At 42.2% G+C, this 23,519-nt stretch carries 22 protein-coding genes and 1 riboswitch; of the genes, 7 read left to right on the top strand and 15 right to left on the bottom strand.

The genetic code is table 11. The features are described from left to right. Nucleotides 1-686 precede the first annotated feature (686 nt). The 4 genes from ACY8D0_RS01680 to cax form a co-directional block, all read right to left on the bottom strand. Nucleotides 687-2,234, bottom strand: coding sequence for a fumarate hydratase (locus tag ACY8D0_RS01680; RefSeq protein ID WP_462408782.1), 1,548 nt, complete (start codon nucleotides 2,232-2,234; stop codon nucleotides 687-689). A gap of 150 nt (nucleotides 2,235-2,384) precedes the next feature. Next, nucleotides 2,385-2,585 carry an SE1561 family protein gene (locus tag ACY8D0_RS01675; protein ID WP_462408781.1) on the bottom strand — a complete coding sequence of 67 codons (201 nt, stop codon included), beginning with the start codon at nucleotides 2,583-2,585 and terminating at the stop codon, nucleotides 2,385-2,387. A 149-nt stretch (nucleotides 2,586-2,734) separates the two neighbouring features. Further along, the gene (locus ACY8D0_RS01670; protein ID WP_462409918.1) at nucleotides 2,735-3,505 is read right to left on the bottom strand and encodes a YfkD famly protein; all 771 of its coding nucleotides are present in this window, start codon (nucleotides 3,503-3,505) and stop codon (nucleotides 2,735-2,737) included. Nucleotides 3,506-4,014: 509 nt separating this feature from the next. Further along, entirely contained in the window at nucleotides 4,015-5,073 is a 1,059-nt protein-coding gene (gene cax, locus ACY8D0_RS01665; RefSeq protein WP_462408780.1) for a calcium/proton exchanger, read from the bottom strand. A 219-nt stretch (nucleotides 5,074-5,292) separates the two neighbouring features. On the opposite strand from cax, the gene ACY8D0_RS01660 reads away from it, so the two are divergent. Together ACY8D0_RS01660 and ACY8D0_RS01655 are read left to right on the top strand one after the other, a co-directional pair. Further along, complete coding sequence (locus ACY8D0_RS01660) at nucleotides 5,293-6,468, top strand: MFS transporter (protein WP_462408779.1); 1,176 nt, start codon at nucleotides 5,293-5,295, stop codon at nucleotides 6,466-6,468. A gap of 171 nt (nucleotides 6,469-6,639) precedes the next feature. Beyond that, nucleotides 6,640-8,553 (top strand): heavy metal translocating P-type ATPase, encoded by a 1,914-nt coding sequence (locus ACY8D0_RS01655; RefSeq protein ID WP_462408778.1) that lies wholly within the window; start codon nucleotides 6,640-6,642, stop codon nucleotides 8,551-8,553. 240 nt (nucleotides 8,554-8,793) lie between these two features. Here ACY8D0_RS01655 and ACY8D0_RS01650 read toward each other — a convergent pair whose 3' ends face one another. Then, on the bottom strand, nucleotides 8,794-9,630 hold the full coding sequence (locus ACY8D0_RS01650) for a YihY/virulence factor BrkB family protein (RefSeq protein ID WP_462408777.1): 837 nt from the start codon (nucleotides 9,628-9,630) through the stop codon (nucleotides 8,794-8,796). A 14-nt stretch (nucleotides 9,631-9,644) separates the two neighbouring features. Beyond that, a complete protein-coding gene (locus ACY8D0_RS01645) occupies nucleotides 9,645-10,007 on the bottom strand; it encodes a YtxH domain-containing protein (RefSeq protein WP_462408776.1) in 363 nt (120 codons plus the stop codon). A gap of 223 nt (nucleotides 10,008-10,230) precedes the next feature. Between ACY8D0_RS01645 and ACY8D0_RS01640 the strand changes: the two genes are divergently transcribed. Further along, nucleotides 10,231-10,455, top strand: a complete 225-nt coding sequence (locus ACY8D0_RS01640) for a DUF1128 domain-containing protein (RefSeq protein ID WP_462408775.1) — start codon at nucleotides 10,231-10,233, stop codon at nucleotides 10,453-10,455. 35 nt (nucleotides 10,456-10,490) lie between these two features. Here the strand turns inward: ACY8D0_RS01640 and map are convergent, their stop codons facing one another. Continuing rightward, nucleotides 10,491-11,243 (bottom strand): type I methionyl aminopeptidase, encoded by a 753-nt coding sequence (gene map / locus ACY8D0_RS01635; protein ID WP_462408774.1) that lies wholly within the window; start codon nucleotides 11,241-11,243, stop codon nucleotides 10,491-10,493. A gap of 250 nt (nucleotides 11,244-11,493) precedes the next feature. Here map and ACY8D0_RS01630 point away from each other — a divergent pair, with 250 nt between their 5' ends. Further along, nucleotides 11,494-11,820 (top strand): helix-turn-helix domain-containing protein, encoded by a 327-nt coding sequence (locus tag ACY8D0_RS01630; RefSeq protein WP_462408773.1) that lies wholly within the window; start codon nucleotides 11,494-11,496, stop codon nucleotides 11,818-11,820. A gap of 43 nt (nucleotides 11,821-11,863) precedes the next feature. Here ACY8D0_RS01630 and ACY8D0_RS01625 read toward each other — a convergent pair whose 3' ends face one another. The 3 genes from ACY8D0_RS01625 to ACY8D0_RS01615 form a co-directional block, all read right to left on the bottom strand. Further along, a complete protein-coding gene (locus tag ACY8D0_RS01625) occupies nucleotides 11,864-12,034 on the bottom strand; it encodes an anti-repressor SinI family protein (protein WP_462408772.1) in 171 nt (56 codons plus the stop codon). A gap of 28 nt (nucleotides 12,035-12,062) precedes the next feature. Next, nucleotides 12,063-12,157: riboswitch (cyclic di-GMP riboswitch) on the bottom strand. Between the two features lie 227 nt (nucleotides 12,158-12,384). Further along, nucleotides 12,385-13,497: a carbohydrate kinase family protein gene (locus tag ACY8D0_RS01620; RefSeq protein ID WP_462408771.1), complete on the bottom strand. Its 1,113-nt coding sequence runs from the start codon at nucleotides 13,495-13,497 to the stop codon at nucleotides 12,385-12,387. 350 nt (nucleotides 13,498-13,847) lie between these two features. Next, nucleotides 13,848-14,234 carry a DnaJ family domain-containing protein gene (locus ACY8D0_RS01615; RefSeq protein ID WP_462408770.1) on the bottom strand — a complete coding sequence of 129 codons (387 nt, stop codon included), beginning with the start codon at nucleotides 14,232-14,234 and terminating at the stop codon, nucleotides 13,848-13,850. A 147-nt stretch (nucleotides 14,235-14,381) separates the two neighbouring features. On the opposite strand from ACY8D0_RS01615, the gene ACY8D0_RS01610 reads away from it, so the two are divergent. Next, nucleotides 14,382-14,537, top strand: a complete 156-nt coding sequence (locus ACY8D0_RS01610; RefSeq protein ID WP_462409972.1) for a hypothetical protein — start codon at nucleotides 14,382-14,384, stop codon at nucleotides 14,535-14,537. A 28-nt stretch (nucleotides 14,538-14,565) separates the two neighbouring features. On the opposite strand, the gene hutH is transcribed toward ACY8D0_RS01610, so the two are convergent. Beyond that, a complete protein-coding gene (gene hutH, locus ACY8D0_RS01605; protein ID WP_462408769.1) occupies nucleotides 14,566-16,059 on the bottom strand; it encodes a histidine ammonia-lyase in 1,494 nt (497 codons plus the stop codon). A gap of 244 nt (nucleotides 16,060-16,303) precedes the next feature. Beyond that, nucleotides 16,304-18,493 carry a DNA topoisomerase III gene (locus ACY8D0_RS01600; RefSeq protein WP_462408768.1) on the bottom strand — a complete coding sequence of 730 codons (2,190 nt, stop codon included), beginning with the start codon at nucleotides 18,491-18,493 and terminating at the stop codon, nucleotides 16,304-16,306. Between the two features lie 164 nt (nucleotides 18,494-18,657). Between ACY8D0_RS01600 and ACY8D0_RS01595 the strand changes: the two genes are divergently transcribed. Together ACY8D0_RS01595 and ACY8D0_RS01590 are read left to right on the top strand one after the other, a co-directional pair. Next, nucleotides 18,658-19,926, top strand: coding sequence for an MDR family MFS transporter (locus ACY8D0_RS01595; protein WP_462408767.1), 1,269 nt, complete (start codon nucleotides 18,658-18,660; stop codon nucleotides 19,924-19,926). Nucleotides 19,927-20,011: 85 nt separating this feature from the next. Beyond that, nucleotides 20,012-21,244 (top strand): aminopeptidase, encoded by a 1,233-nt coding sequence (locus ACY8D0_RS01590; RefSeq protein ID WP_462408766.1) that lies wholly within the window; start codon nucleotides 20,012-20,014, stop codon nucleotides 21,242-21,244. A gap of 32 nt (nucleotides 21,245-21,276) precedes the next feature. Here ACY8D0_RS01590 and ACY8D0_RS01585 read toward each other — a convergent pair whose 3' ends face one another. The 3 genes from ACY8D0_RS01585 to ACY8D0_RS01575 are packed head-to-tail and all read right to left on the bottom strand — an operon-like array spanning nucleotide 21,277 to nucleotide 23,513. Then, on the bottom strand, nucleotides 21,277-22,524 hold the full coding sequence (locus ACY8D0_RS01585; RefSeq protein WP_462408765.1) for a hypothetical protein: 1,248 nt from the start codon (nucleotides 22,522-22,524) through the stop codon (nucleotides 21,277-21,279). Nucleotides 22,525-22,537: 13 nt separating this feature from the next. Continuing rightward, nucleotides 22,538-22,924, bottom strand: a complete 387-nt coding sequence (locus tag ACY8D0_RS01580; protein ID WP_462408764.1) for a DUF6114 domain-containing protein — start codon at nucleotides 22,922-22,924, stop codon at nucleotides 22,538-22,540. Between the two features lie 16 nt (nucleotides 22,925-22,940). Then, the gene (locus tag ACY8D0_RS01575) at nucleotides 22,941-23,513 is read right to left on the bottom strand and encodes a DUF6230 family protein (RefSeq protein WP_462408763.1); all 573 of its coding nucleotides are present in this window, start codon (nucleotides 23,511-23,513) and stop codon (nucleotides 22,941-22,943) included. Nucleotides 23,514-23,519 lie beyond the last annotated feature (6 nt).

Genomic DNA, 23,519 nt, shown 5'->3' with positions numbered 1-23,519 from the left:
TGAATTTTTTATGACTATTAATAGAATTATTTACTAATTCAATATGACAACTCGCAAGGATATTTTGGGTTGTTTCTTTACGACCTATTTTTCCCTACTTACAACCTATTTTCAGACCCTTACTACTCAAATTACGGTACTTACGACACTTTTTTGGTGCTTTCTGGAAGTCGCATAAAAAGCCCTTCTTTACAACCTATTTTTCCCTACTTACAACCTATTTTCAGCCACTTACTACTCAAATTCCGGTACTTACGACACTTTTTTGGTACTTTCTGGAAAACGCATAAGAAGCCCTTCTTTACGACTATTTTTGCCTACTTACAACCTATTTTCAGCCACTTACTACCCTAATTCCGGTACTTACGACACTTATTTGGTGTTTTCTGGCAGACGCATAAGAAGCCCTTCTTTACGACTGATTTTTCCCTACTTACAACCTACTTTCAGCCACTTACTACTCAAATTTCAGAACTTACGACACTTTTTTGGTACTTTCTGGAAGTCGCATAAGAAGCCCTTCTTTACGACCTATTTTTGCCTACTTACAACCTATTTTCAGCCACTTACTACCCAAATTCCGGTACTTACGACACTTTTTTGGAGTTTTTTTCCACCCCCCCTTAACTTCGAAACAAAAAAAAAGACAGGTGCATTAGTATGCACCCATCCTGTAAAACAATTATTTATTTAAACACTGGCTCCTTAAATTGCGCCAGCTTCTCAAGCGATGACTTATCCACATCCGCATGCAGGCTGTTGCCGTGCGAGTCCATGGTGACAACGGCTTTAAAGCCTTCCACACGCAAATGCCACATCGCTTCCGGAATCCCAAACTGCATTAAATCGACCCCTTCGACCGACTTGATACAATCCGCATAATACTGGGCGGCACCGCCGATTGCGTTTAAGTACACTCCGCCATGTTCCTGAAGTGCAGCCAACGTTTTCGGTCCCATTCCGCCCTTCCCAATGACAGCGCGGATGCCAAACTTTTTCATAATATCCCCTTGATAAGGCTCCTCGCGGATACTGGTCGTCGGGCCGGCCGCTTTTACTTGCCAATTGCCGTTCCTGTCCTTCAGCATAACCGGTCCGCAATGATATATCACTTGCCCATTTAAATCAACCGGGGCATCATGGTCACTTAAATATTTATGAATGGCATCGCGGCCCGTGTACATCATGCCGTTAATTTGAACCACGTCACCCACTTTTAACGAACGGATTTGCTCTTCGGTAATCGGTGCCTCCAATGCGATAACGTCCTCGCTTGCACTAGCAGCCGCCGTTTCCTTCTCCGCTTCCGTCTCCGCAAAATCAATAAATTCCCCGTCTTGGTATGCCCACTCTTTAATTTCGCCAGTTTCAGCATCTACGCTTACACCCATCCGGCGGAAGGCCCAACAGTTATAAGCAACCGAAACATAGAAGCTTGCCGGAATTCGGTGCATTACGCCGATTTTACATCCCAGCAGAGTGGCCTCGCCCCCGAAGCCCATGGTGCCGATGCCAAGTTTATTGGCATTTTCCATGACATACTCTTCCAGCTTGCGCAAATCGTCATTTGGGTTAACATCCTCAACCGTACGGAATAATTGCTCTTTTGCCAAATCATAGCCGGAAGAGCGGTCACCCCCGATGCCGACGCCAATAAAACCGGCGCTGCAGCCTTGTCCCTGTGCTTGGTATACCGAATGCATGATGCATTTACGGATTCCGTCAAGGTCACGACCGGCACGTCCAAGACCTTCCAACTCACATGGAAGGCTGTATTGAATGTTCTTATTTTCACAGCCGCCCCCCTTTAAAATCAGGCGGACATCGATATAATCCTTTTCCCATTGGTCAAATTTAAAGACCGGCAACCCTTCCCCAAGGTTGTCGCCGCTGTTTTTTCCGGTTAGCGAATCGACTGCGTTCGGACGCAGTTTCCCGTCTTTAGTAGCCTGTACAATGGCATTTTTTATCGCAGCTTTTAATTCCAGCTGGTTGACGCCAACCGGGGTTTTAATTTTAAAAGTCGGCAGACCAGTATCTTGGCAGATAGGTGATACTTGCTCATCAGCCATTTTGATGTTAGTCGTGATGGTTGCTAGGCTCATGGCTGCCCTGGTGCCCGCGTTTTCCTGTTCCTTTGCGGCCTTAACAGCTCGGCGGACATCTTTAGGAAGCTTTGTAGAGGTTTCCACAACCAACTGGTATATGCTTTCTTGAAATTTCTCGATATTCACTTTCGAGTTCCCCTTTCCCTTTGTCCCTAGTGTTCCATTTTTTTAAAATTTCAACTTTTTGACGATTCCATTATACCCCGATACCAATCGAAATTAAAGTTTAAGGTTGCAATCGATTTCAAGTGAGTGGAAAGCAAACAAAAAAGCCTGCTATTTAACAGGCTCTGTCAGGTCACGATTATTAAATTCATGGCATTTTGATTCCAGTTCATCAATGATGCTAATCAGGCGATCAATATCTTCCAAGTCCGTCGTCTCCGGATCAATCGCATCCAGAACATCCAAAAACATATTTAAACGCTGTTTTAAAAAACTAACCTGTGAGTTTTTATCCTTCGTCGGGCTTCCCAAACTAAATCTCTCCTTCCATTCCTCATTCATGTTACCCGAAAAGATAGGTGTTTAACAATGGTTATTTAAAGGGAAAACTCCCGCGACTTGTTGTGCGGGAGTCAGTTGCAAACGGTTTTCCTTTCATCCGGTCTGCTGGTTTGCTCGATTTATCGAGGGCGCTCTGATGCGACAAAGCCAAAGGATGCATAATCCTGAACCGGTATCCACGCCCCGATGCCTTGAGAAGTCACATTTTTTATCACGATGAATTTGCTGCTTCCTTTCAGCATCAAATATACTTCTCCATAGGTCACTTTTCCTTTTTCATTTACCGCAGGAGCGTAGGCATAGAGATATCCAAGTCGATTGGACGGAATGTTATAAATATGGTCATTTTTTGTGCCCGCTCCAATGATGGTTTCGAACGCAAGCGGCAAACGGGTTTTTTCCATGGCTTTTAGCAGCATCATTTTTTTGACATCTTCGGCATTCGCAATCTTGGACGTTAAACCGCCCCTTACAACTTTTTGCGATTCTTGTACATACTTTATCTGGTATGGGGCATTTCCCCCCCGGTTGTCGAAATAATTAGTATTGATTTTTTGATACTCCCAGTTGGGCGATGTTTCGGATGATTCATAGTTCAGCGGCCATTGTCCCAAGTATATGATCGCGCGATAGCCAACGGCAAATGGTGTGCTGTTAATACTGGATTCATTCAGCATCCGTACAAGGTCCGGATTTTCAATTTTGACCTTGGATGAATTAATCAGTTTTTTGGTCAAATCACTTGGTTGCAGCAATGGCAAATCTTGTGTTGAGTTTGGATACGTATTTTCTTTTGATATATTGCGAACCGACGCAGGAATAATATATTTGACCGGTTCTTTTTTCACAGGGGCCTTCTCGGCCAGCACGGTTGGGATTAAAGTAGCCATTAAGAAAATGGTCATAATGACGGTTGCTGTTTTTTTCACCGGTTGATGCTCCTTTCACTATTTACATCATGATTCTGCTGTTAGTTTTTTCGGAGTTCAGCAATATTATCCCTTGTTATCCGCCGGTCAACATTTAATTTTTCAGAGACAAGCTGGCAGGTAATCTCTCCTGCTCTCTTTTACCTGTTAAAAAAGTAACGAAATTGTAATATTTTGAACATTTACAATATTTTAACGATATCTTATAATTAACTTAACCTTTTAAATAAAGGAGGGCAGCAATCAATCAGCTAACCATACTTAGATACCTGATAAGGAGGTTGGGAAACGCTTCTTTATGCATTCAACACTCGTGTTTTTGTTATTTTACTAAGCATGAAGGTTGGTGATGGATGGTCCCAGGAAAAGCGATTGATTATTTACCCGCAAACTAACTAATGAATCAATATGACCAAAAAGACTCTAAGCCTTCAGAAGGTTTTAGAGTCTTTTTTTGAAAGTGAATAAAGCTAGAGTAGAAAGAAACCGATCCCCATGATAACATAGGCCGCCATGAGGGTTAGTCCTTCAAACCAGTTGGTTTCGCCATCATTTGAGATGATAACCATCAGCAGAACCGAAGAAACCATGGCAATCAATTCCTGCCAAGTAAACAACAATGGCATGGTCTTGTCAAAAAACAAGGAGAACAGCACCAATACTGGCGCAACGAACATGGAAATTTGCAGCGTTGATCCCACTGCGATTTCAACGGCTACGTCCATTTTGTTTTTATAGGCCATTAATACCGCCGAAGCGTGTTCCGCCGCATTTCCCACAATCGCCACGATAATAATACCGATAAATAGCTCCGTCCAGCCAAAGGATTCTGCCACATATTCAAAGGTATGTACAAGATGTTCCGATATGTAAGCAACGGCAAGGGTAGCCAGCAACAAGACCACAATGGCTTTCACTTTTCCCCACTCCGGTTCTTCTTCGTGATGGGTTCCCTCACCGGCTTCACTTTGATAAACGCCGCGGTGAGTGACTAATTTGAACAGGAGTGCCGCCAGATATAGCAGAATCAATGTAATCGATATTCCGACACTAAGTGTGAGTGTTTTGGTTTCAGTCATGTTCAGAGAAAATACTGCAGGTATGACAAACGCCACAATGATGGCGAACATGAGCAGACCGGAATTATGCCGGGCATCAAAAACATTGAATTTCTGGCGTTTATATTTTAACCCGCCGACAAAAAAGGAAAGTCCGGCAACGAGAAGCAAGTTGCCCAGCACCGAACCTGTCAAGGAGGCGAGCACCACCCCTGTCAAGCCTGCCTGTAATGAAAATATCGAAATTATCAGCTCCACGGCATTTCCAAACGTGGCGTTCAACAGGCCCCCAATCCGCGGTCCCGCCACAATGGCAAGGCTTTCCGTCGCTCTTCCCATAAAACTAGATAATGCAACGATAGTCAAACAGTAAATAATAAACATCATCATGCTGGGCCAATGCATGAGCGAGCCGATAACAGATACCGGCACCCCGATAATCGTTAAAATCATAAAAACTTTGTTTGCCAATTTTTTCCCTCCTATTATCCTCAAGCCATGCGGGTGAATCAAAAACACCCTGGTACATTTGCTTTTTTACTCACTATTCTATGAAAGTTTATATCCTCCTATAAGCAAAAAAAGAGTATCACTTTCTATCCTACCAATGCAAGATTTTTCTTGCAAATCCAACATATTCTATATACTATTCATCTTGGGCATAAAGACTTTACATAGAGGGAAATTGATATGAAAAATAGTACATTTCGTTTTTGGATTCTTGTCAGCATCGTGGCATTGTCAGGTTTTTCACAAGGAATGCTGCTGCCGCTTCTAGCCGTCATATTTGAGCAGGATGGAGTATCCTCCTCTTTAAATGGATTAAACGCAACAGCCCTTTATATCGGAACCATCTTTATATCGCCATTTTTGGAAAGACCGCTCCGGAAGTACGGCTACAAGCCGATTATCATTTTGGGCGGGGGGCTGGTCATCGCCTCAATTGGCCTGTTCCCTGTTTGGAAATCATTCTGGTTTTGGTTTATTTTACGGCTTTTAATCGGGATAGGCGACAATGGCCTTCATTTTGCAACCCAAACATGGATTACTGACACCTCTCCCGTGGAAAAACGGGGACGGAATATCTCCCTATACGGCCTGTTCTTTGGCATCGGGTTTGCAACCGGTCCTTTGATGACACCTCTTGTTAATATAAGTGAAGCATTGCCATTTATATTGTCATCCATTCTATGTCTGGTCGGATGGCTGTTTGTATTCTTCTTAAAAAACGAGCTCCCCGAACAGGCAGGCAATGATCATTCTTTTTTATCCACCATAAGCCATTTTGGAAAAGCTTTAAAATATGCGTGGATTGCCTTTTTGCCACCCTTTGTATACGGGTTTTTGGAATCTTCATTAAACAGCAGCTATCCTGTTTATGCATTAAGGATGGATCTCAATGTAACCAGTGTCTCCTACGTGTTGTCTGCTTTCGCCATAGGGGGAATTATTACCCAATTGCCCATTGGAATGTTAGGGGATTTGTTTGGACGGAGAAGATTGTTGCTTGTCCTGCTTTCCATCGGTTTTTGCAGTTTTTCTGCAGCTGGTTTGATGGAAGAAAATTTTTTCGTTCTTTTCCTGGCCTTCCTTGCTGCCGGTATGGCCGTAGGCTCCACGTTCTCATTAGGAATCAGTTTTATGGCCGATCTGGTCACCAAGGAGTTGCTTCCTGCAGGCAATTTATTGTGCGGAATCTTTTATAGCATCGGCAGCCTGGCTGGGCCAATTATCGGGGGTTTGTTCATAAAGAATTTCCAAAATGCAAGCTTCTTTTCGATCATCAGCACGCTTCTTTTGACCGCAGCCCTGATAATCTTTTTCTTCGGAAAAAAAACATACCTCATGATAGAACACGAAAAATGATAATTATAAACTTAGGAATATCTTTTAAAAAATAAATATGGTAAAATGATTATCAAATAGTAATCATTTTAAATAAAAGCATCGCTGTCATTATTATGACAGCTTTCGTGTTTTATAGGGGTATTGATTTTGATTATTTTTCTCAATTAGAAGCAAAGGAGAGAGAATTCAATGAGTTCCGAAGCAAAGACACTGTCAAAGGACATTCAAAGAGCTGGCTGGATTGAAAAACTAAAACCATATGGTGAATTGATTGCGGCTGGAATAAGCGGGGTACTGATTTTGGCCGGATGGCTGTTCGAACAAAATGGGCTGGGAGTGAATTCCGTTATAGCCTATTTGCTGGCTTTTGCCATTGGAGGATTTGCCAAAGCGAAAGAAGGCATTGAGGCCACTTACGAAAACAAGGAATTAAATGTGGAAATGCTGATGATCTTTGCGGCAATCGGGTCGGCCATCATTGGCTACTGGACGGAGGGGGCGATCCTGATTTTCATCTTTGCCGTCAGTGGAGCGCTGGAAACGTACACCATGAATAAAAGCCATAAAGAGATTTCTTCCTTAATGGACCTTCAGCCTGAAGAGGCCCTGCTCCTTGTTGGCCAAACAGAAAAGCGGGTTCCGGTTTCACAGCTTCGAGTTGGAGACCATATTTTAATTAAGCCCGGAGAACGTGTTCCGGCCGATGGTACCATTGTTAATGGCCAAACCAATATTGACCAAGCGGCGATTACCGGGGAATCGATTCCTGTAACAAAGGGAATTCAAGAGGAAGTGTTTGCAGGTACAGTCAATATGACCGGGGCCATAACGGTTCTGGTAACGAAAGAAACGAGTGACACCTTATTCCAAAAAATCATTCAGCTCGTTCAATCGGCTCAAAGCGAGAAATCGCCATCACAATTGTTTATTGAACGGTTTGAGGGAACTTATGTCAAAGTGGTCTTGCTCGTTGTCCTCGCGATGTTCTTCCTGCCGCATTTTGTGTTCGGCTGGAACTGGCATGAATCCTTTTACCGCGCAATGATTTTATTGGTGGTTGCCTCGCCTTGCGCCTTGGTGGCATCCATCATGCCGGCAACCCTTTCGGCCATCTCAAATGGTGCCAAGCACGGGATATTAGTTAAAGGCGGGGTCCATTTGGAGAACTTGAGCCATATCGGGGCGATTGCTTTTGACAAAACCGGAACGCTGACAAAAGGCAAACCGGAAGTAACCCAAGTGATTGTAAAACAAGGTCTTAACCAAGATGAAATCGTCTGGAAATCAGCATCTATCGAAAGCAGGTCCAATCACCCGCTGGCACAGGCAATCGTTCAATATGCCAAAAAAATCTCGGACAAAGACCTGGTCCATCCCGATACTCTGGAAGACTTGCCAGGATGGGGGATCAAAGCCAAAATGAACGACGACCAATGGAAAATCGGTAAAGCAGCTTTTGTTGGGACTGAAGAGGCAGTACATTTTGCCGATGGCAAGGCCAAAGAACTCGCCAGCCAAGGTAACACATTGGTGTTCGTGGAGCGAAATTCTGAGATTATTGCCATCATTGCCTTAAAAGATGTGGTCAGAAAGGAAACGAAGGATGCTATTGGCACTTTGAAAAAACAAGGCATCCAAACCATCATGCTGACAGGGGATAGTGAAAATACAGCACAAGCAATCGCCGCCGAGAGCCACGTGGACCATTACTTTGCTGAATGCCTTCCGGAAACCAAAGTTGAGCACCTTAAGGGGCTCAAAATGAAGTACAAAACAGTGGCCATGGTTGGGGATGGAATTAATGATGCTCCCGCGCTGGCAATTGCCAACGTAGGAATCGCCATGGGTGAAGGAACGGATGTAGCACTGGAAACAGCCGACATTGTGTTAATGAAAAATGACCTTCCTAGAATTTCCGAAGCAATCCAGCTGTCTAAGCGGATGAATAAAATTATTAGGCAAAATATTGTTTTTTCGATTTCCGTCATTACGCTGCTGATCTGTTCGAACTTCTTTCAATCGATTGACCTGCCATTCGGGGTTATTGGTCATGAGGGCAGCACGATTTTAGTCATTTTAAACAGCCTTAGACTTTTAAAATAACGACCGGAATAAAACGCAACAAGGCCCAGGGAAAACAAAGTACCCTGGGCTTTATATTTAGTGGTAGCTATTGGAACCGTTTTGTGACCCGGAGGTTTTATTTCCCTTCGCACCTTTACCTTTTTGTTTCGTTCCGCCGCCTTTTTTATAAAGTGATAGCAATTTGCTTACCCCCTTTTCCTATTGATTGCTCCCCTTTCTAGTTTGAGCACAGGAGCCCCTTTGGACTAAAGGTAAGTATTAACAGTTGGAGCGGTTCCTTTCGCTGTAAAAGGCATTAATTTCCCCGCCCAAAATAATAATAAATGCGGAAATATAGAACCAGATCATTAACACGATAATGGTACCGATACTTCCATATGTAATGGAATAATTGCTGAAATGATCAATATAATAGGATAACCCATATGAAGACACAATCCAGCCAATGACGGCAACAGCTGCACCAGGTAGCGCACTCCGGCATCTGAGCCTGACATTGGGGGCAATCCAGTACAGGCCTGTAAATATGAGAAAAATAATTAACGAGCTAACTGCCACACTTAAAGTTTTCCATACCCGTAAAAATTCAGATTTATATCCCAATTGTGCCGATAAAATCAATCCGATTTCCCTTCCGAACACGGGAATGATAATGGCTAGAACCAATACGAAGATCATTCCGAAGGTCAGCAGGATGGACATACCTCTAGCAACCACAAATGAGCGGCTTTCTTTTACATTGTAAGCCCGATTAAATGCCTTTACTATGGCATTGATCCCATTGGATGCTGACCATATCGTTCCAATGATACCAAACGATAGCAGGCCGCCGCTTTGGTGGTCCATCGCTTCCTTAATGGTTTTCTCGATTAAATCCATCGCATCAGCAGGCGCAAATTCACGTACAATCCCGAGCAGGTCTTCATGGGGAATCGGTATATAAGGGATGATTGTAAAAACCACAATCATTAACGGGAACAGTGAAAGGAGAAAATAATAGGCTAACTGCGCGCTCAATCCTGGCAAATCATCCTCAGCAATCCTGTGCCAAAGAAGCCGTGGCAAACTCGATCGGACATCACCTTTATTTTTCATGCATCACCTCTCCTTTAATGATAATCTCTTTCCTCAAAGAGTTCCGGGTCCTCATCACCCAATTTTGTGAAGGTATCCTTCACTTCTTTCACACTTTCGGTTACTTTGGGTGTTAATTCGCGCAATTCATCTACTTTTCCCATGATATAGGTAATATCCCCGCTAACCTGTTCTACCGTGTTTTTCACCTTAAGGGCTGTTCCCTTGATGGAATCAGTGACTTCACCAGGATTGAGGACGACATAAGAAATTTTCCCGGATACTTTTTTCACATTCCCAGCCATGACTGTACGGGTGTGCCGGTCGAAAAGGCTAACCGCCCCTCCTGCTATCGCCCCGATTAGCATTCCCTTCCAAAATTGATTTTTCCCTGTCATATTAACCTCTCCTCGCTTTTGAAGAAATATAATAAAAAATATTAATAAAACCCATGGTTGCTTTAATCATGTATAATGAAAATTATATCAATGCTTCCTCTCATTTATTTTGCTTGATAAATAGTCATGACGCAAGTTTCATTGTTATATTTATCCATGTCCGCATATTGGCTATTTTTTCAAGAAGTGGTGGGAATATAAATATATAAAAAGGGTGATGAATTTGGATTTAACACAAAAATCAGTAGAAAACGTGGAATTTATGATAGAAAAAATCAAGGAAAAGTTAAAAGTGTTAAACCTGGGAGCGATTAAGCCTTCCCATTTCGATGAAGAGATGTATGAAGAATTAAAGGAAATTTACGACATGGTTCAAAGGAAAAGTTCGTTTAGTCCCAGTGAAATGCAAGCTTTGGCGGAGGAATTAGGAACTTTAAGAAAAAAATAAAACAGATCACTTCGATCTGTTTTATTTTTTTCTTATTATTCTCCTTGATCAGTCAAGATGATATTACCGTCTTTTGTAATCGCAATGGTATGTTCATATTGGGCCGAATAGGTACCGTCCACTGTCCTTGCTGTCCAGCCATTCGTATCCATTTTCGTGTAGAACCGTCCGATATTGACCATTGGTTCGATGGTAAAAACCATTCCTTCCTTAATCCGTGCTCCTTTTCCAGGCAGTCCATAATGCGGAACATCCGGCTTTTCGTGGATCACTGCACCAATCCCGTGCCCGATAAAATCGCGGACAACGGAAAGTCCTTCAGATTCCACATACGTTTGAATTGCGTGGCCGATATCCCCAATCCGGTTCCCTGGTATAGCCTGTTCAATCCCTTTATACAATGCTTCCTTTGTTACGTTTAATAAATGTTCCGTTTCCTTCGATACGTTACCAACAGGGTAGGACCATGCGGAATCGGCAAGTGCTCCATTGTAGTTGACAACCATGTCAATGGTCACGATATCCCCCTCTTTTAAAGGTTCTTTTCTCGGGAAACCATGGCATATTTCGTCATTAATGCTTGCGCATGTTGCATATTCATACCCTTTATATCCCTTTTGCTCAGGAGTTGCTCCATGATCACTTAAAAACTTCTCTACGAATTGATCAATTTCCCAAGTCGTGATTCCTGGCTTAATCAGCTTAGCTATCTCTTTATGGCAAGCAGCAAGTATTTCTCCTGCTTTTTTCATGGCATCAATTTCTCGTTGCGATTTCAGAACAATCATTCTTTTCCCGCCTTTATGGATAATGTTATGTGAATGGAGTTTATTAGTGCTTATAGATTAACAATACAGTTAGATTTGGCACACTTTTAATATTAACTCTATATCAGCTTTTTTTCAAAAATAGTTTTGTCTTCATTTCTCAGCTAATATTTTCGTTATTTTGTCATATTCATTTGTTCTTAATATGGTACTTTTCTATTCTTTTTGGTATTATTAATTTATAAATATTTGATATGGGTGTGTGAAAATCATGATTGGTGACCGCGTAAAAAAATTCCGGCAAGAGAAACGAATGTCACTATCTGAGCTTGCTGAACAAGCAGGAGTCGCTAAATCCTATTTAAGTTCTCTTGAAAGAAACCTTCAAAAGAATCCTTCCATACAGTTTCTCGAAAAGATTGCTGCTGTATTAAATATTCCTGTCGAACATTTAATACATGAACAAATAGACAAAGCCGAGTTAGATAGTGATTGGATGAATTTGGTACGCGAGGCAATGAATTCTGGTGTATCCAAAGATCAATTCCGGGAATTCCTCGAATTTAATAAATGGAGGAATAATAACCAAGACAACTAAAGGTTAACTAATTTCAAAAAAAAGCATCCTACAAATTTTATCATTATTTGTAGGATGTTTTTTTGGGTTGGTATTCAGCTAGTTTCTCCGGGAGTGTATTCTTATCGAGGAAACTCCGTACATCTTCCACCGTTAGGCCAATCTCTCTCGCTTCCATAATTAAGGCGAGCCATTCAATATCGATTACTTCCGCTTCACGAATTCCCCTGTCCATTCCAATCCTCCTAAAATACTTTCGTATTCCAGGCAGCCCGGCCATCATAGTAAGGAGAGTTTGTCTTACCGTAGATCCTCGGCTTTGCGTCCCTGATTTTCAGCAGGTTTGCCTTTTTCTGTTGCGATGAAGCAAGTAGTAGTGCATATGATATAGAGACTTAACAAATTCATGGGTCTTTCCGCTTAAGTTTAATACAATCTCCATTATATGGTGTTGCTGTAGAACAAAGTGTTATATTTTGTCATTAATTTTTAATTTTTAACTTACAATTTATGACACTTTTTTCATCAGGGCAAAGGAAAAGGGACTTCCAAGTGAAATCCCCAGCTTGTGCATATAGTTTTTTGTCAGTGAGAGACACACTTAGAGAAATACTTTTGAAATACCTCTATCAGTGCGCACTGGTTTAATTTAGGATTTACTGTTTCATTCGACTGAATCGTTATTAACGAACAAGAAAGACCCACTTTACATGCATCCTCCGGAATGAGTCCCTTTAGATGGCCGTACAATATTCCCGCAATAAGGGAATCTCCGGCACCCGTAACGTCCATCACCATGACATCAGGTGCCACCAATGCGCCTGCTTGTCCCGATTGCGTGAAATAGATTAATCCTTGTTCTCCTCTAGTTATCACCACTCGCTCGGCACCTTTTTTTAAAATTATTTCCGCCGCCCGAAAAAAATCGCCTTCTCTGTTAATCGTTAGTCCTGATAGAGCCTCGGCCTCCCTGTGATTGGCAATAAGCCAGCTGACTCCTTCAAGGGATTCCGGCAGTTTTTTAGTCTTAGGCGTCGAAACAGTGGCGATGCAAAGGGGAACATGATAGTCATGACAGATTTTTATTACTTGGCGCACAACATGTTCAGGGTAATTGGTATCGAGTAGAATCATCGCGGCATCTTGCATATGATACCAGTTCCTTTCAATAAAGTCATCGGCCGCTTCATCATAAATGGCCATATCAGCTAAAGCAACCGTCATTTGACCTTCGTTGTCTAGGATGGCCGTATAGGTACCTGTTGTTTTGCCTTGAATGACAGAGGAGGGAGTGACGTTGACATAGTCCCTTGTTTCCTGTAGCAGCCATTCGCCTTGTGAATCTGCTCCGAACTGGGCTAAAAGGGAAGCGTTCATTCCTAATCTGCCAAGGTTCTCGGCAACATTCCTGGCCACTCCGCCTTTTGATCTTGTGCTCACTGCCGGATTAGAAGTTCCAAATGTCAAAGGATTTAACACCTGTATTTTTTGATCGACATTAGCACCGCCGATGCAGAGGATTTTCTTTTCCTCTGGCAGTACGTAAGGGCGGCCAACGATTTTTCCATATTTTATAAGCGATGCCATTATAGTTTCTATCTCAGTTACAGTCATACCGGTCATTTTTGCCAGTTCACGCTCAGATATAAATAGGTTTGACTTCATAAATTCAAATACAATTTCTTCCTGTCTATTCATAGTCAGCCCATCTTTCCCTAACACCAATTTTTAAAATGCCTACCTATTATCCTAGCATGAAAAAGATAGGATTTGTTCAAAAAAGTCACAATAATGTAAAAATATTCATAACGATTATCACATAAATATTTGTCTAAATTGTGAAAATGAAATATGATATAATCAACATATGAATATACTTAATATTATTAATATTCTAACAACTGGAGGTGATTATGGTTGACTATTGTCCACGTATTAAATTTTTCCATCCCAATTGCCTTTATTGTTTTTGCAGGATTCATTCTTGACCGGATGTGTAAACCGGATAAAACCAGAAAAAAGGCTGGGGACGAGTAATGAAACGGAATTCAATAGTCCTTATTTGTTAATTTCTCTTGAATCTTTAACTCATAATTTTTAAAAACAGCTGAGTTTGTCTTAACACGGCGCTTTGACATCAGTTGGTTATATTTAAGCAGTGTTTGATTTAATCTTCTTTGCAAGTTTGCTCGGTCAGTTTCATCCTCACAATGTTTCAATAAGTCTTCCACCGTCATGAATTCTCGGCGTAAATCAGTTTCTTCTTGGGTGTATCCCCCGTTTTTTAACAATTTATAGGCCATGCGCAGCTCTTCCGGTATCCCTGATAAATCTTCCAGCTTAAGCGGTCTCCCATATCCCAGCAGGTTATCAAATTCACCTTCTGCATATGCCTTTTTGATGCGGTCTTCCGCGAGCGTGTGAAATAAATCCATACTCATGGCCTCCTTTATACCCTATTTTTCATCAATTATATCAAAGTTCTTGTGCTTTACTGACAAGTTTTTGACAGCGGGAAACGCGTAATTATTTTTCATCGCTTTGGAAAACCTACATACAGACAAACGAAAGGAGTGTTGATATTGGCACGCGGAGAACATTTTAACCATAAAAATAAAAACCACCCCGGAAAATTTCCTAAAGACAACATGACGGAAAAGCACGCAAAAGAAGCCATTGGCGATGAAGAATTCATCGTTGTGCAAGAGGCGTTTAAAAATAGGCTGGAAGAAGAATAGCAAGGCGTGATTGGTTTCACGCCTTTTTTTATATTTCCGTCACTTCAAATGTTACAAGCCATTCTGCCATCTTTTCGATATCCTTTGAAAATGCACGATCCTGATGAATGGAGGGTACGACTTTTCTTCCCAAATCATAAAACTTCCTCGTTTGGGAGGCCATCTTTTCAATCCCACGGTATTCTACCGCCTGCATCGAGCAAATCAATTCTATGGCAGAAACTCTTCTCGCATTTTGTATGATTTGATAGGCATGGCGTGCCGCTATTGTCCCCATGCTGACATGATCCTCCTGATTCGCTGAGGATGGAATGGAGTCCACGCTTGCCGGATGAGCCAACGTTTTATTTTCCGAGACAAGCGAGGCAGCAGTATATTGCATAATCATCGCTCCAGATTGCAGTCCCGGCTGGGGACTTAAGAAGGGCGGCAAATCATTTAATTGCGGATTTACTAGCCGTTCAATTCGCCTCTCTGAGATATTGGCTAGCTCCGCCACGGCGATTTTCATAAAATCCATGGCCAATGCAATCGGTTGGCCATGGAAATTTCCGCCGGAAATTACCTTTTGGCCGTTATCAAAGATTAACGGATTATCCGTTGCAGCGTTGATTTCAATTTCTAATTTTTCTTTCACATAATCAAGCGCTTGGCGGGTCGCACCGTGAACTTGGGGGATACAGCGGAGTGAATAGGCATCCTGAACCCTTAATTCTCCTTGTCTGGAAGTGAGACGGCTGTCAGTAAGATAACCCCGTATCCGTGCGGCTGTTTCAATCTGTTGCTTATAACCTCTCGCGCTATGGATTTCCCCGGCAAAAGCATCAATGATTCCCTGCAAACCTTCCAAAGTCATGGATGCGATAAGGTCACATTGATTAGTAAGCTGGTCCGCCTCAATATAGCCTACCACTCCCATGGCCGTCATGGCTTGAGTCCCATTAATTAGGGCAAGCCCTTCTTTTGCTTCCAACCGAATCGGTTGTATTCCTTCTTGGCGAAAAGCGGTTATCGATTCCATCCGGGCCCCTTTGTAAAAAACCTCTCCCTCACCGATCAAAACGAGGGCAAGGTGGGATAATGGAGCCAAATCGCCGCTCGCACCAAGAGACCCTTGTTGGGGAATTACAGGTATCACATTCTTATTAACCAACTCTAACAGCTTGTCAATCACGACTGGTCTTACTCCCGAGTATCCTTTTAAGAGAGCGTTGGCCCGAAGCAGCAACATGGCCTTTGCGGCGAGTTCCGGGAAGGGTTCTCCCACCCCGCAAGCATGGGAACGGATTAAATTCAACTGCAGGTCTTGCACATGGCCTTGATTGACCAGAACGTCGCTAAACTTTCCAAAGCCAGTATTGATTCCATAAACGACTCTGTTTTCTTTAACGATTCTTTCTACAGCCTCCCGACTTTTTTTGACTGATTCCATACTTGCTTCAGACGCGGATGCCCATTTCTTTTGGTATAAGATTTCTTTCATCAGTTCGATGGTTAAATCATTTCCGGTCAGAGTAATCATCTTTTCTCACTCCTCTACCACTGTATCAAAATAAAGAAAGAGGCTGGAATTCCAAATCGTTTCAGATTGGGAGTCCAGCCTCTTCTGTATTGTTATGATGGAAATATTGCTTGATTGAATTATCATTATTTTATGTGTAGCCCTCTTTTTCTGTCAATCATACTTGTATAAAAAACAAGTGCCGCAAGAAAAAAAGGCTATACATACACTATTTTTAAAACTTGTATATATAGCCTAATACGACTTATTTTAAATTCAATTTTTTTAAAGCATCAGCTAATGCTGTATTAATCGGTTCTTCTTCTTTGCTTTGATTTTTCAGATACTTTTGCACCGTACGTTTATCTACTTTACCGGAAGATTCTTTTTTACGCCGCGCTTCGAAAGCTGATAATTTCTCACGATATCCACATTTACAAGCAAAAATTTGTCCTTCACCTTCACCACGAAGCTCTAGTTTTTTATGGCACTGAGGGCAACGCGCATTTGTGACTCGCGAAACGTTTTTTCGATGCCCACATTCTCTATCTTGGCAGACAAGCATTTTACCTTTTTTGCCATTTACCTCAAGCATTGGTTTTCCACAGTCTGGACAATGTTTCGTTGAGATATTGTCGTGCTTATACTTTTTGTTGCTCGCTTTAATTTCAGCGACAATTTCTTTTGTGTATTTTTTCATTTCGCTGATAAAGACTTCTTTTTTCAACTTGCCATGAGCAATTTGATCGAGCTTTTGTTCCCACTCAGCTGTTAAGGCAGGGGATTTTAGCTCCTCTGGCACTAAATCTAACAATTGACGCCCTTTGGATGTAAGGTGAATGTCTTTGCCGCGCTTTTCAATGAGGAATGAATTGAAAAGTTTATCAATAATATCTGCACGGGTCGCCACAGTCCCTAAACCACCCGTTGATTTTAAGGTATCGGCTAACCTTTTATCCTGGGTTTCCATATACTTCGCAGGATTTTCCATTGCCGTTAATAGGGTTGCTTCTGTAAAACGAGCCGGAGGCTTTGTTTGACCGGATGTTTGCGCAATGAGACTTGTGTTTAAGGTATCACCTTTTTCAATCCGAGGTAAAATCTGTTCTTTTAAATCATCACTTTCATCTTCATCATCAAAGTGGTTGTTATATACTTCTTTCCAGCCCATCGAAATAATGGTTTTTCCTCTTGCAACAAAATTTTCCTCACCAATTTTCGCCCGAAGCGTTAATTGCTCATACTCAAATGCAGGGAGCAATACGGCCAGGAACCTTTTTATTACTAAGTCATAAATTTTCCGTTCTTTATCTGTAAATGCGGAATAATTCACGTATCCTTCAGTTGGAATGATCGCATGGTGATCGGATACTTTACTATCATCCACAAACGCTTTAGAAGCCTTAATGGGCTGTTTTAAAATTTTGTTAGCTATTGTTCGATAGTCACCAATTGCACACGCCTTAAGACGTTCTGGAATCGTCGGAACAATATCTGTTGAGATAAACCGTGAATCTGTACGCGGATAGGTTAAAACTTTATGCTGTTCATACAGCTTTTGCATAATATTCAGTGTCTCTTTAGCTGAATAACCGAATATTTTATTGGCATCGCGCTGTAATTCTGTTAAATCGTAAAGTCCCGGAGAGAAGGACTTCTTCGGTTTTTTCTCAATCTCCGTTACAACGGCATTTTTGGTTCCCAATTTTTTCACAATCGCATCTATGATATCTTTATTAAAGCTGCGGCTGTTTCCTTTTGCATCCTGCCAAGTCAGCTTCAATTTTTCTTTTGTCTGCGCCTCAATGCCATAATAGGTCTGTGGCTTAAAGTTTTTAATTTGCTCCTCACGGGCTGCTATAATTGCGACAGTAGGAGTTTGGACACGTCCGCAGTTGAGTTGGGCGTTGAATCGAGTTGTTAACGCACGGGTTGCATTAAGACCGATATACCAGTCTGCCTCGGAACGGGCAACAGCGGAAAAATAAAGGTTTTCATACGCCTTTCCTGGCTTCAAAGACTTGAACCCATCTTTAATTGCTTTATCCGTAACAGAAGAAATCCATAACCGTTTTATAGGTTTGTTTATTTTCGCTTTTTCAATGATCCAGCGGGCAACTAATTCACCTTCTCGCCCCGCATCAGTAGCGATGATAATCTCCCCTACATCAGAACGAAGTAATTGGCTTTTTACCGAATGAAATTGCTTACCTGATTGTTTGATAACTGTAAGCTTTAACTCATTAGGTAACATGGGTAAGTCTTCAAGGTTCCATGTTTTATATTTATCATCGTAACTTTCCGGATCGGCAAGTGTAACTAAATGTCCCAGCGCCCATGTAACGATATACTTATCTCCTTCTAAGAAGCCATTTCCCTTTTTATTACAATTCAATACCCGTGCAATATCACGAGCAACAGAAGGTTTTTCGGCTAAAACTATACTTTTTTTCACTTTATAAAAACATCCTTTCAATCACCCATTAAATTATAATATAGCACAAAACATAATATAATTCAGATTCACAGTAGAGGTAAACTCTGCCTCTCTATTTCTTGTATATTCTTCCATGCCGATAGTATGATGGTAAAGCGAGAATTTTTGAAATGGGGTTATCTATGAGAATCAAAGATTGGGATATAAATTTAAAGGTGCGCTTGTTTGGAGAGGCTATGATGAACATCACCTATTGGATGTTCTTTCCCTTTTTAACGATTTACTTTGCAGATGAGTTTGGAAAAAGCAAAGCAGGTTTATTGTTAGTTTTTTCTCAAATATTTTCAGTCATGGCCAACCTGATGGGCGGATACTGTGCGGACCGGTTTGGACGGAAGCGGATGATGGTGCTTTCTTCCATTGGCCAAGGACTTTCGTTCTTGGTTTTTGCGGCGGCCAGTTCGCCACGGTTCCATTCGCCTTGGACAGGTTTTGTTTCCTTCGCCGTCGCTGGGGTTTTTGGCTCGTTTTACTGGCCGGCCAGTCAAGCCATGGTTGCCGATGTGGTTGAGGAAAAACACCGTAGCAATGTGTTTGCGATCTTTTATACCGCCATAAATATTGCTGTCGTCATTGGTCCTATTATAGGAGCAATTTTTTATGTCAAGTATCGCATGGAACTGCTTCTGATTGCGGGAATGGTCTGTCTCCTGCTCGGCATGGTTCTGGCCAAGTGGACACATGAAACAGCCCCCATCCACAAAGCAATGGATCAGGATGTTGATGGAAGATGGTACTACTTTCTTCTCAATCAATTAAGAGATTATCATTTAATCATTAAAGATAAAACGTTTCTTCAATTCATTATTGCCGGTGTATTGGCCGGCCAGACGTTCATGCAGCTGGATTTGCTGTTCCCGGTCTATATCAAGGAAGCTCTCATGGATTCGTCCTTGTTTTCCGTTGGTGATTGGTCCGTATCGGTCAAAGGAGAGCAGGCATTCGGGATAGTTTTGGCAGAGAATGGATTCCTTGTTGCCTTACTGACCGTGTCAGTGACTAAATGGATGTCCAAATATAATGAGAGGAATGTCTTTATCTTCTCTTCCATCACTTATGCTGTTTCGGTTATCCTCTTTGCCCAAACGGATTGGATATGGGGGTTCATTTTGGCCATGGCTGTGTTTACTTTTGGTGAATTAATGGGGGCCGGACTGCAACAAGGCTTTGTTTCAAAACTCTCTCCCGAACATATGCGGGGGCAGTACTTTGCAGCCGCCAGCCTGCGATTTACCATTAGCCGGACGATTGCGCCGTTATCTATTCCCATGACCGTGTGGATTGGCTATGGCTGGACGTTTTTTGTCTTGTTTCTTTTAGCTCTTCTAAGCGCAGTCATGTATTGGGTGATGTTTCATACCTTTGAAAAACAAAAAATAAAGCTGCAGTGATAAATAACGGCATTTCGGTTTCCTTTTCTTTTTCGCATTAAAAACGCTAAAATAATAGAAAGATTCTAAAAAAGGAGAGATACATATGAGTGAATTTCAAAAGAACCTTGAAAAATATGCCGAGCTTGCGGTGAAGGTTGGCGTCAATGTCCAAAAGGGCCAGACATTAGTTGTGAACAGCTCCATCGAGGTCGCTGAATTTGTCCGTCTTGTGGTCAAAAAAGCTTATGAGGCGGGTGCGTTTAATGTCATCGTCAATTGGTCTGACGATATTGTAAATAGAACCAAATACGACCTGGCTCCCGATGAAGCGTTTACGGAATATCCTGAGTGGCGTGCAAAGGAACAAGAAGCATTGGTTGAAAAAGGCGCCGCGTTTATGTCCATAGTGTCTTCAAGTCCGGATTTGTTAAAAGGTGTCAATCCGACCCGGATTGCCAATTTCCAGAAAACAGCCGGAAAGGCATTATCAAAATATCGCCAAGCCATTCAATCTGACAAAGTCAGCTGGACCGTTATTGCGGCAGCATCCACTGCTTGGGCCGCAAAGGTTTTCCCGGACATGTCTGACGGACAGCAGACAGCAAAACTTTGGGATGCCATTTTTAAAGCGGTTCGGGTGGATACAGAAAATCCCGTGGAAGCATGGAAAAAGCATGATGAAACTCTTCACAACAAAGTCCGGTATTTGAATGAAAAACGGTATGCCAAGCTGCATTATTCAGCACCTGGGACTGACCTTACAATTGAGCTTCCAAAAAAACATCTATGGGTGGGGGCAGGAAGCCTGAACGAAAAAGGCGATCAATTTATGGCCAACATGCCGACAGAAGAGGTTTTCACGGTTCCTTTAAAAACCGGAGTAAACGGAACGGTGGCAAGCACAAAACCACTTAGCTACGGTGGAAATATCATTGACCGGTTCTCGGTAACATTTGAGAATGGGAGGATTGTCAATGTAAAAGCAGAAGAAGGAGAAGAAGTATTAAAACATTTGGTGGAGACAGATGAAGGCTCGCACTTCCTGGGTGAGGTTGCCCTTGTACCTTATGATTCTCCGATTTCAATGTCGAATGTTTTATTTTATAATACTTTATTCGATGAAAATGCTTCGAACCACTTAGCTATAGGAAGTGCCTATGCCTTCTGTATTGAAGGCGGCAAGAAAATGACAGCCAAAGAACTGCAGGAAAATGGCCTGAATGAAAGCCTCACCCATGTTGATTTTATGATTGGTTCAGCTGCAATGGACATCGACGGAATCACAGCGGACGGGAAAACGGAACCCGTATTCAGAAAAGGAAAATGGGCGTTTTAAAAGTAAAAAGAGCAGGCCCTCCTGCTCTTTTTCTATGGGGAATAGATTATCGCTCCATCAGGCTCTTTTAATACCTTATCACGCATTTTATAGAGCCGATCCATTGGGTCACCAATAATTCTTCCTAACAAATCAATGAGCCCAAGTGATTTTAATAAGCTCTTTTCCAAGTTCCCAATCACTTGAAATACCGAAGTATCCTCTTGACACACTTGGTTGAGCTGTATCTTTTTGGAAATCGCTTCATCAATTAAATCCAAAGCAAGTTGTTTGTTAATAACTCCTTTGGCATCACGCACCTTGGTACATACGGTTTGAACCACTTTGTCCGCCGTTCCCACGGTACCGCTCACAACCGGTTCTAAAGGCTTCGTTACTTGATTGAGTACCGGCTCTAGTGGTTTCGTTACCGGCTTAAGTATCGGTTCAAGCGGTTTTGTTACTTGCTCTAGTATCGGTTCAAGTGGTTTTGTTATTGGCTCTACTATCGGTTCAAGTGGTTTTGTTACGGGCTCTAGTATCGGTTTAAGCGGCTCCAGTACCGGTTCCAAAGGTTTTGTTACGGGTTCAAGCGTATCCAACACAGGCTGCAACGGGTCCGTGACACCCCCAATAACATCTTGGAGCGGCTCCGTTCCAGTCCCTGGCGATTCCTTCGCACTCATCGACCCGTCACTGCAAGTAAGGGGAAGCTGTCCGGCTGTTATTTTTTCCAACTCTTTGTCCAGCTGGTTGAATGGCAACGTGGCCAAATCTTGTAGAATTTGCAGTTGCCCTGGTTTGTTGGGCTGTGCATTGCCGTTTACTGTTTTTAGTACCAATTGAGCAATGACACTATTATCTGATTTCATATAATGGGCAACCATCACTACATTTTCCATGCCAAGTTGCGGGATGGTTTCTCCCGCTATCAAACACGCTCCCTTAAAAGAGAGGGCGGTTGTGTCAACTGTCATGCCATAAACTGTCACAGGCCCTTTTGCACTTAAGGTTATACTGACTTCGCCGTTACCCGTACTTACTGGTTTCGTTAACTTCATCCCATAAATGGTTGCCGATTCATATTGAATTCGAAGCATGAGTTTACTGTCGCTTTCCGAGGTCTCGCGGCTTACAATGGACGCCTTCATACCAGTGCCAACAACTCTATCCGCCTCGATGATAAATCCGTCGGTATCCGTTTTTTCAGCGGCCTTTATATGATTTACAGGTGAGAGCAATGACAGGCACACAAGCACCAAACTACAAATGACTAAGATTACCTTGCTTTTCCACCACATATATTGCTCTCCTTTAGAACGATTCTACCGTTTCTTCGACCCCCGTTGAATGGGAGGTTTTTACTTTTGCCGGTCCTAAATGCCACGCTGTCAATAAAGAACCCCCGATGATACCAAAGATGGTTCCAAACAAGAACCCCCCTAATGCACCAATAACGGAAAGGATGGAAAGGAAGATGGTGAAGATACCTAAAATCCTGGAGGCATTTGGGAAGAACATCGCAACAATTCCAATCAACGTAATGATCCCGCCAAATAACAAACCAATGACTGCTATAGAACCAGGAAGAAAAGTCGCAAGATAAAGGTTTAATGGTACCCATAAGATGGTTCCACCGCTAATAATTGTTATTAATGCACCCCAAAACGGCCTTTTTTTTCGCCATTTATTTAAACCCATTTATTTTCCCACCTGACTATTTATTAATTTTCTCAACTGTAAGCTTCATTCCGTTCATATTAATGGTCTTTTGGAAAAGATAATGCGTTTTCAATTTTGCATGTTCCAGCACAATCTTGGATGAAGTTTGCTGGAATTGCTTTTGCCAGTCATCACTATGTTTTTCTTGCAGCACTAAGTCTTGGAATGTGGCGTCTGCCTCAATCAGCCCAGCATCATGCTGCAATCCGGTAATTTGCACTGGCTTTGATGCGGTAATTTTAACCCGAATCCACTGATTTCCTACATTAAAATCCTTATATAATTGCAAATTCGTAATCGTTAAGTTCTCAATAAGGTTTGTCCCTTGTGGTGCTGAATCCGCGCTCGAGGTTTCCCCCATTTTTGGATAGAAAGTGTAACCGGTACCTTCCAATTTATCAAACTCAACGTAAAAGTCTCCTACCCCAGCAATTGGAACAGCGTATGCTACACCCGATACACCAAAAGATACCAATAGCAATCCAAGGGCCAATAACCCTGATGCCATTGCTGTCCAAAAAGCTTTCTTACTTGTTGTCCCCTCAACGAGTTGAACCGGACTTTCCATTTTATA

The organism is Neobacillus camarae, from assembly GCF_054950115.1.
This window is presented reverse-complemented; position numbering and strand designations above follow the sequence as displayed.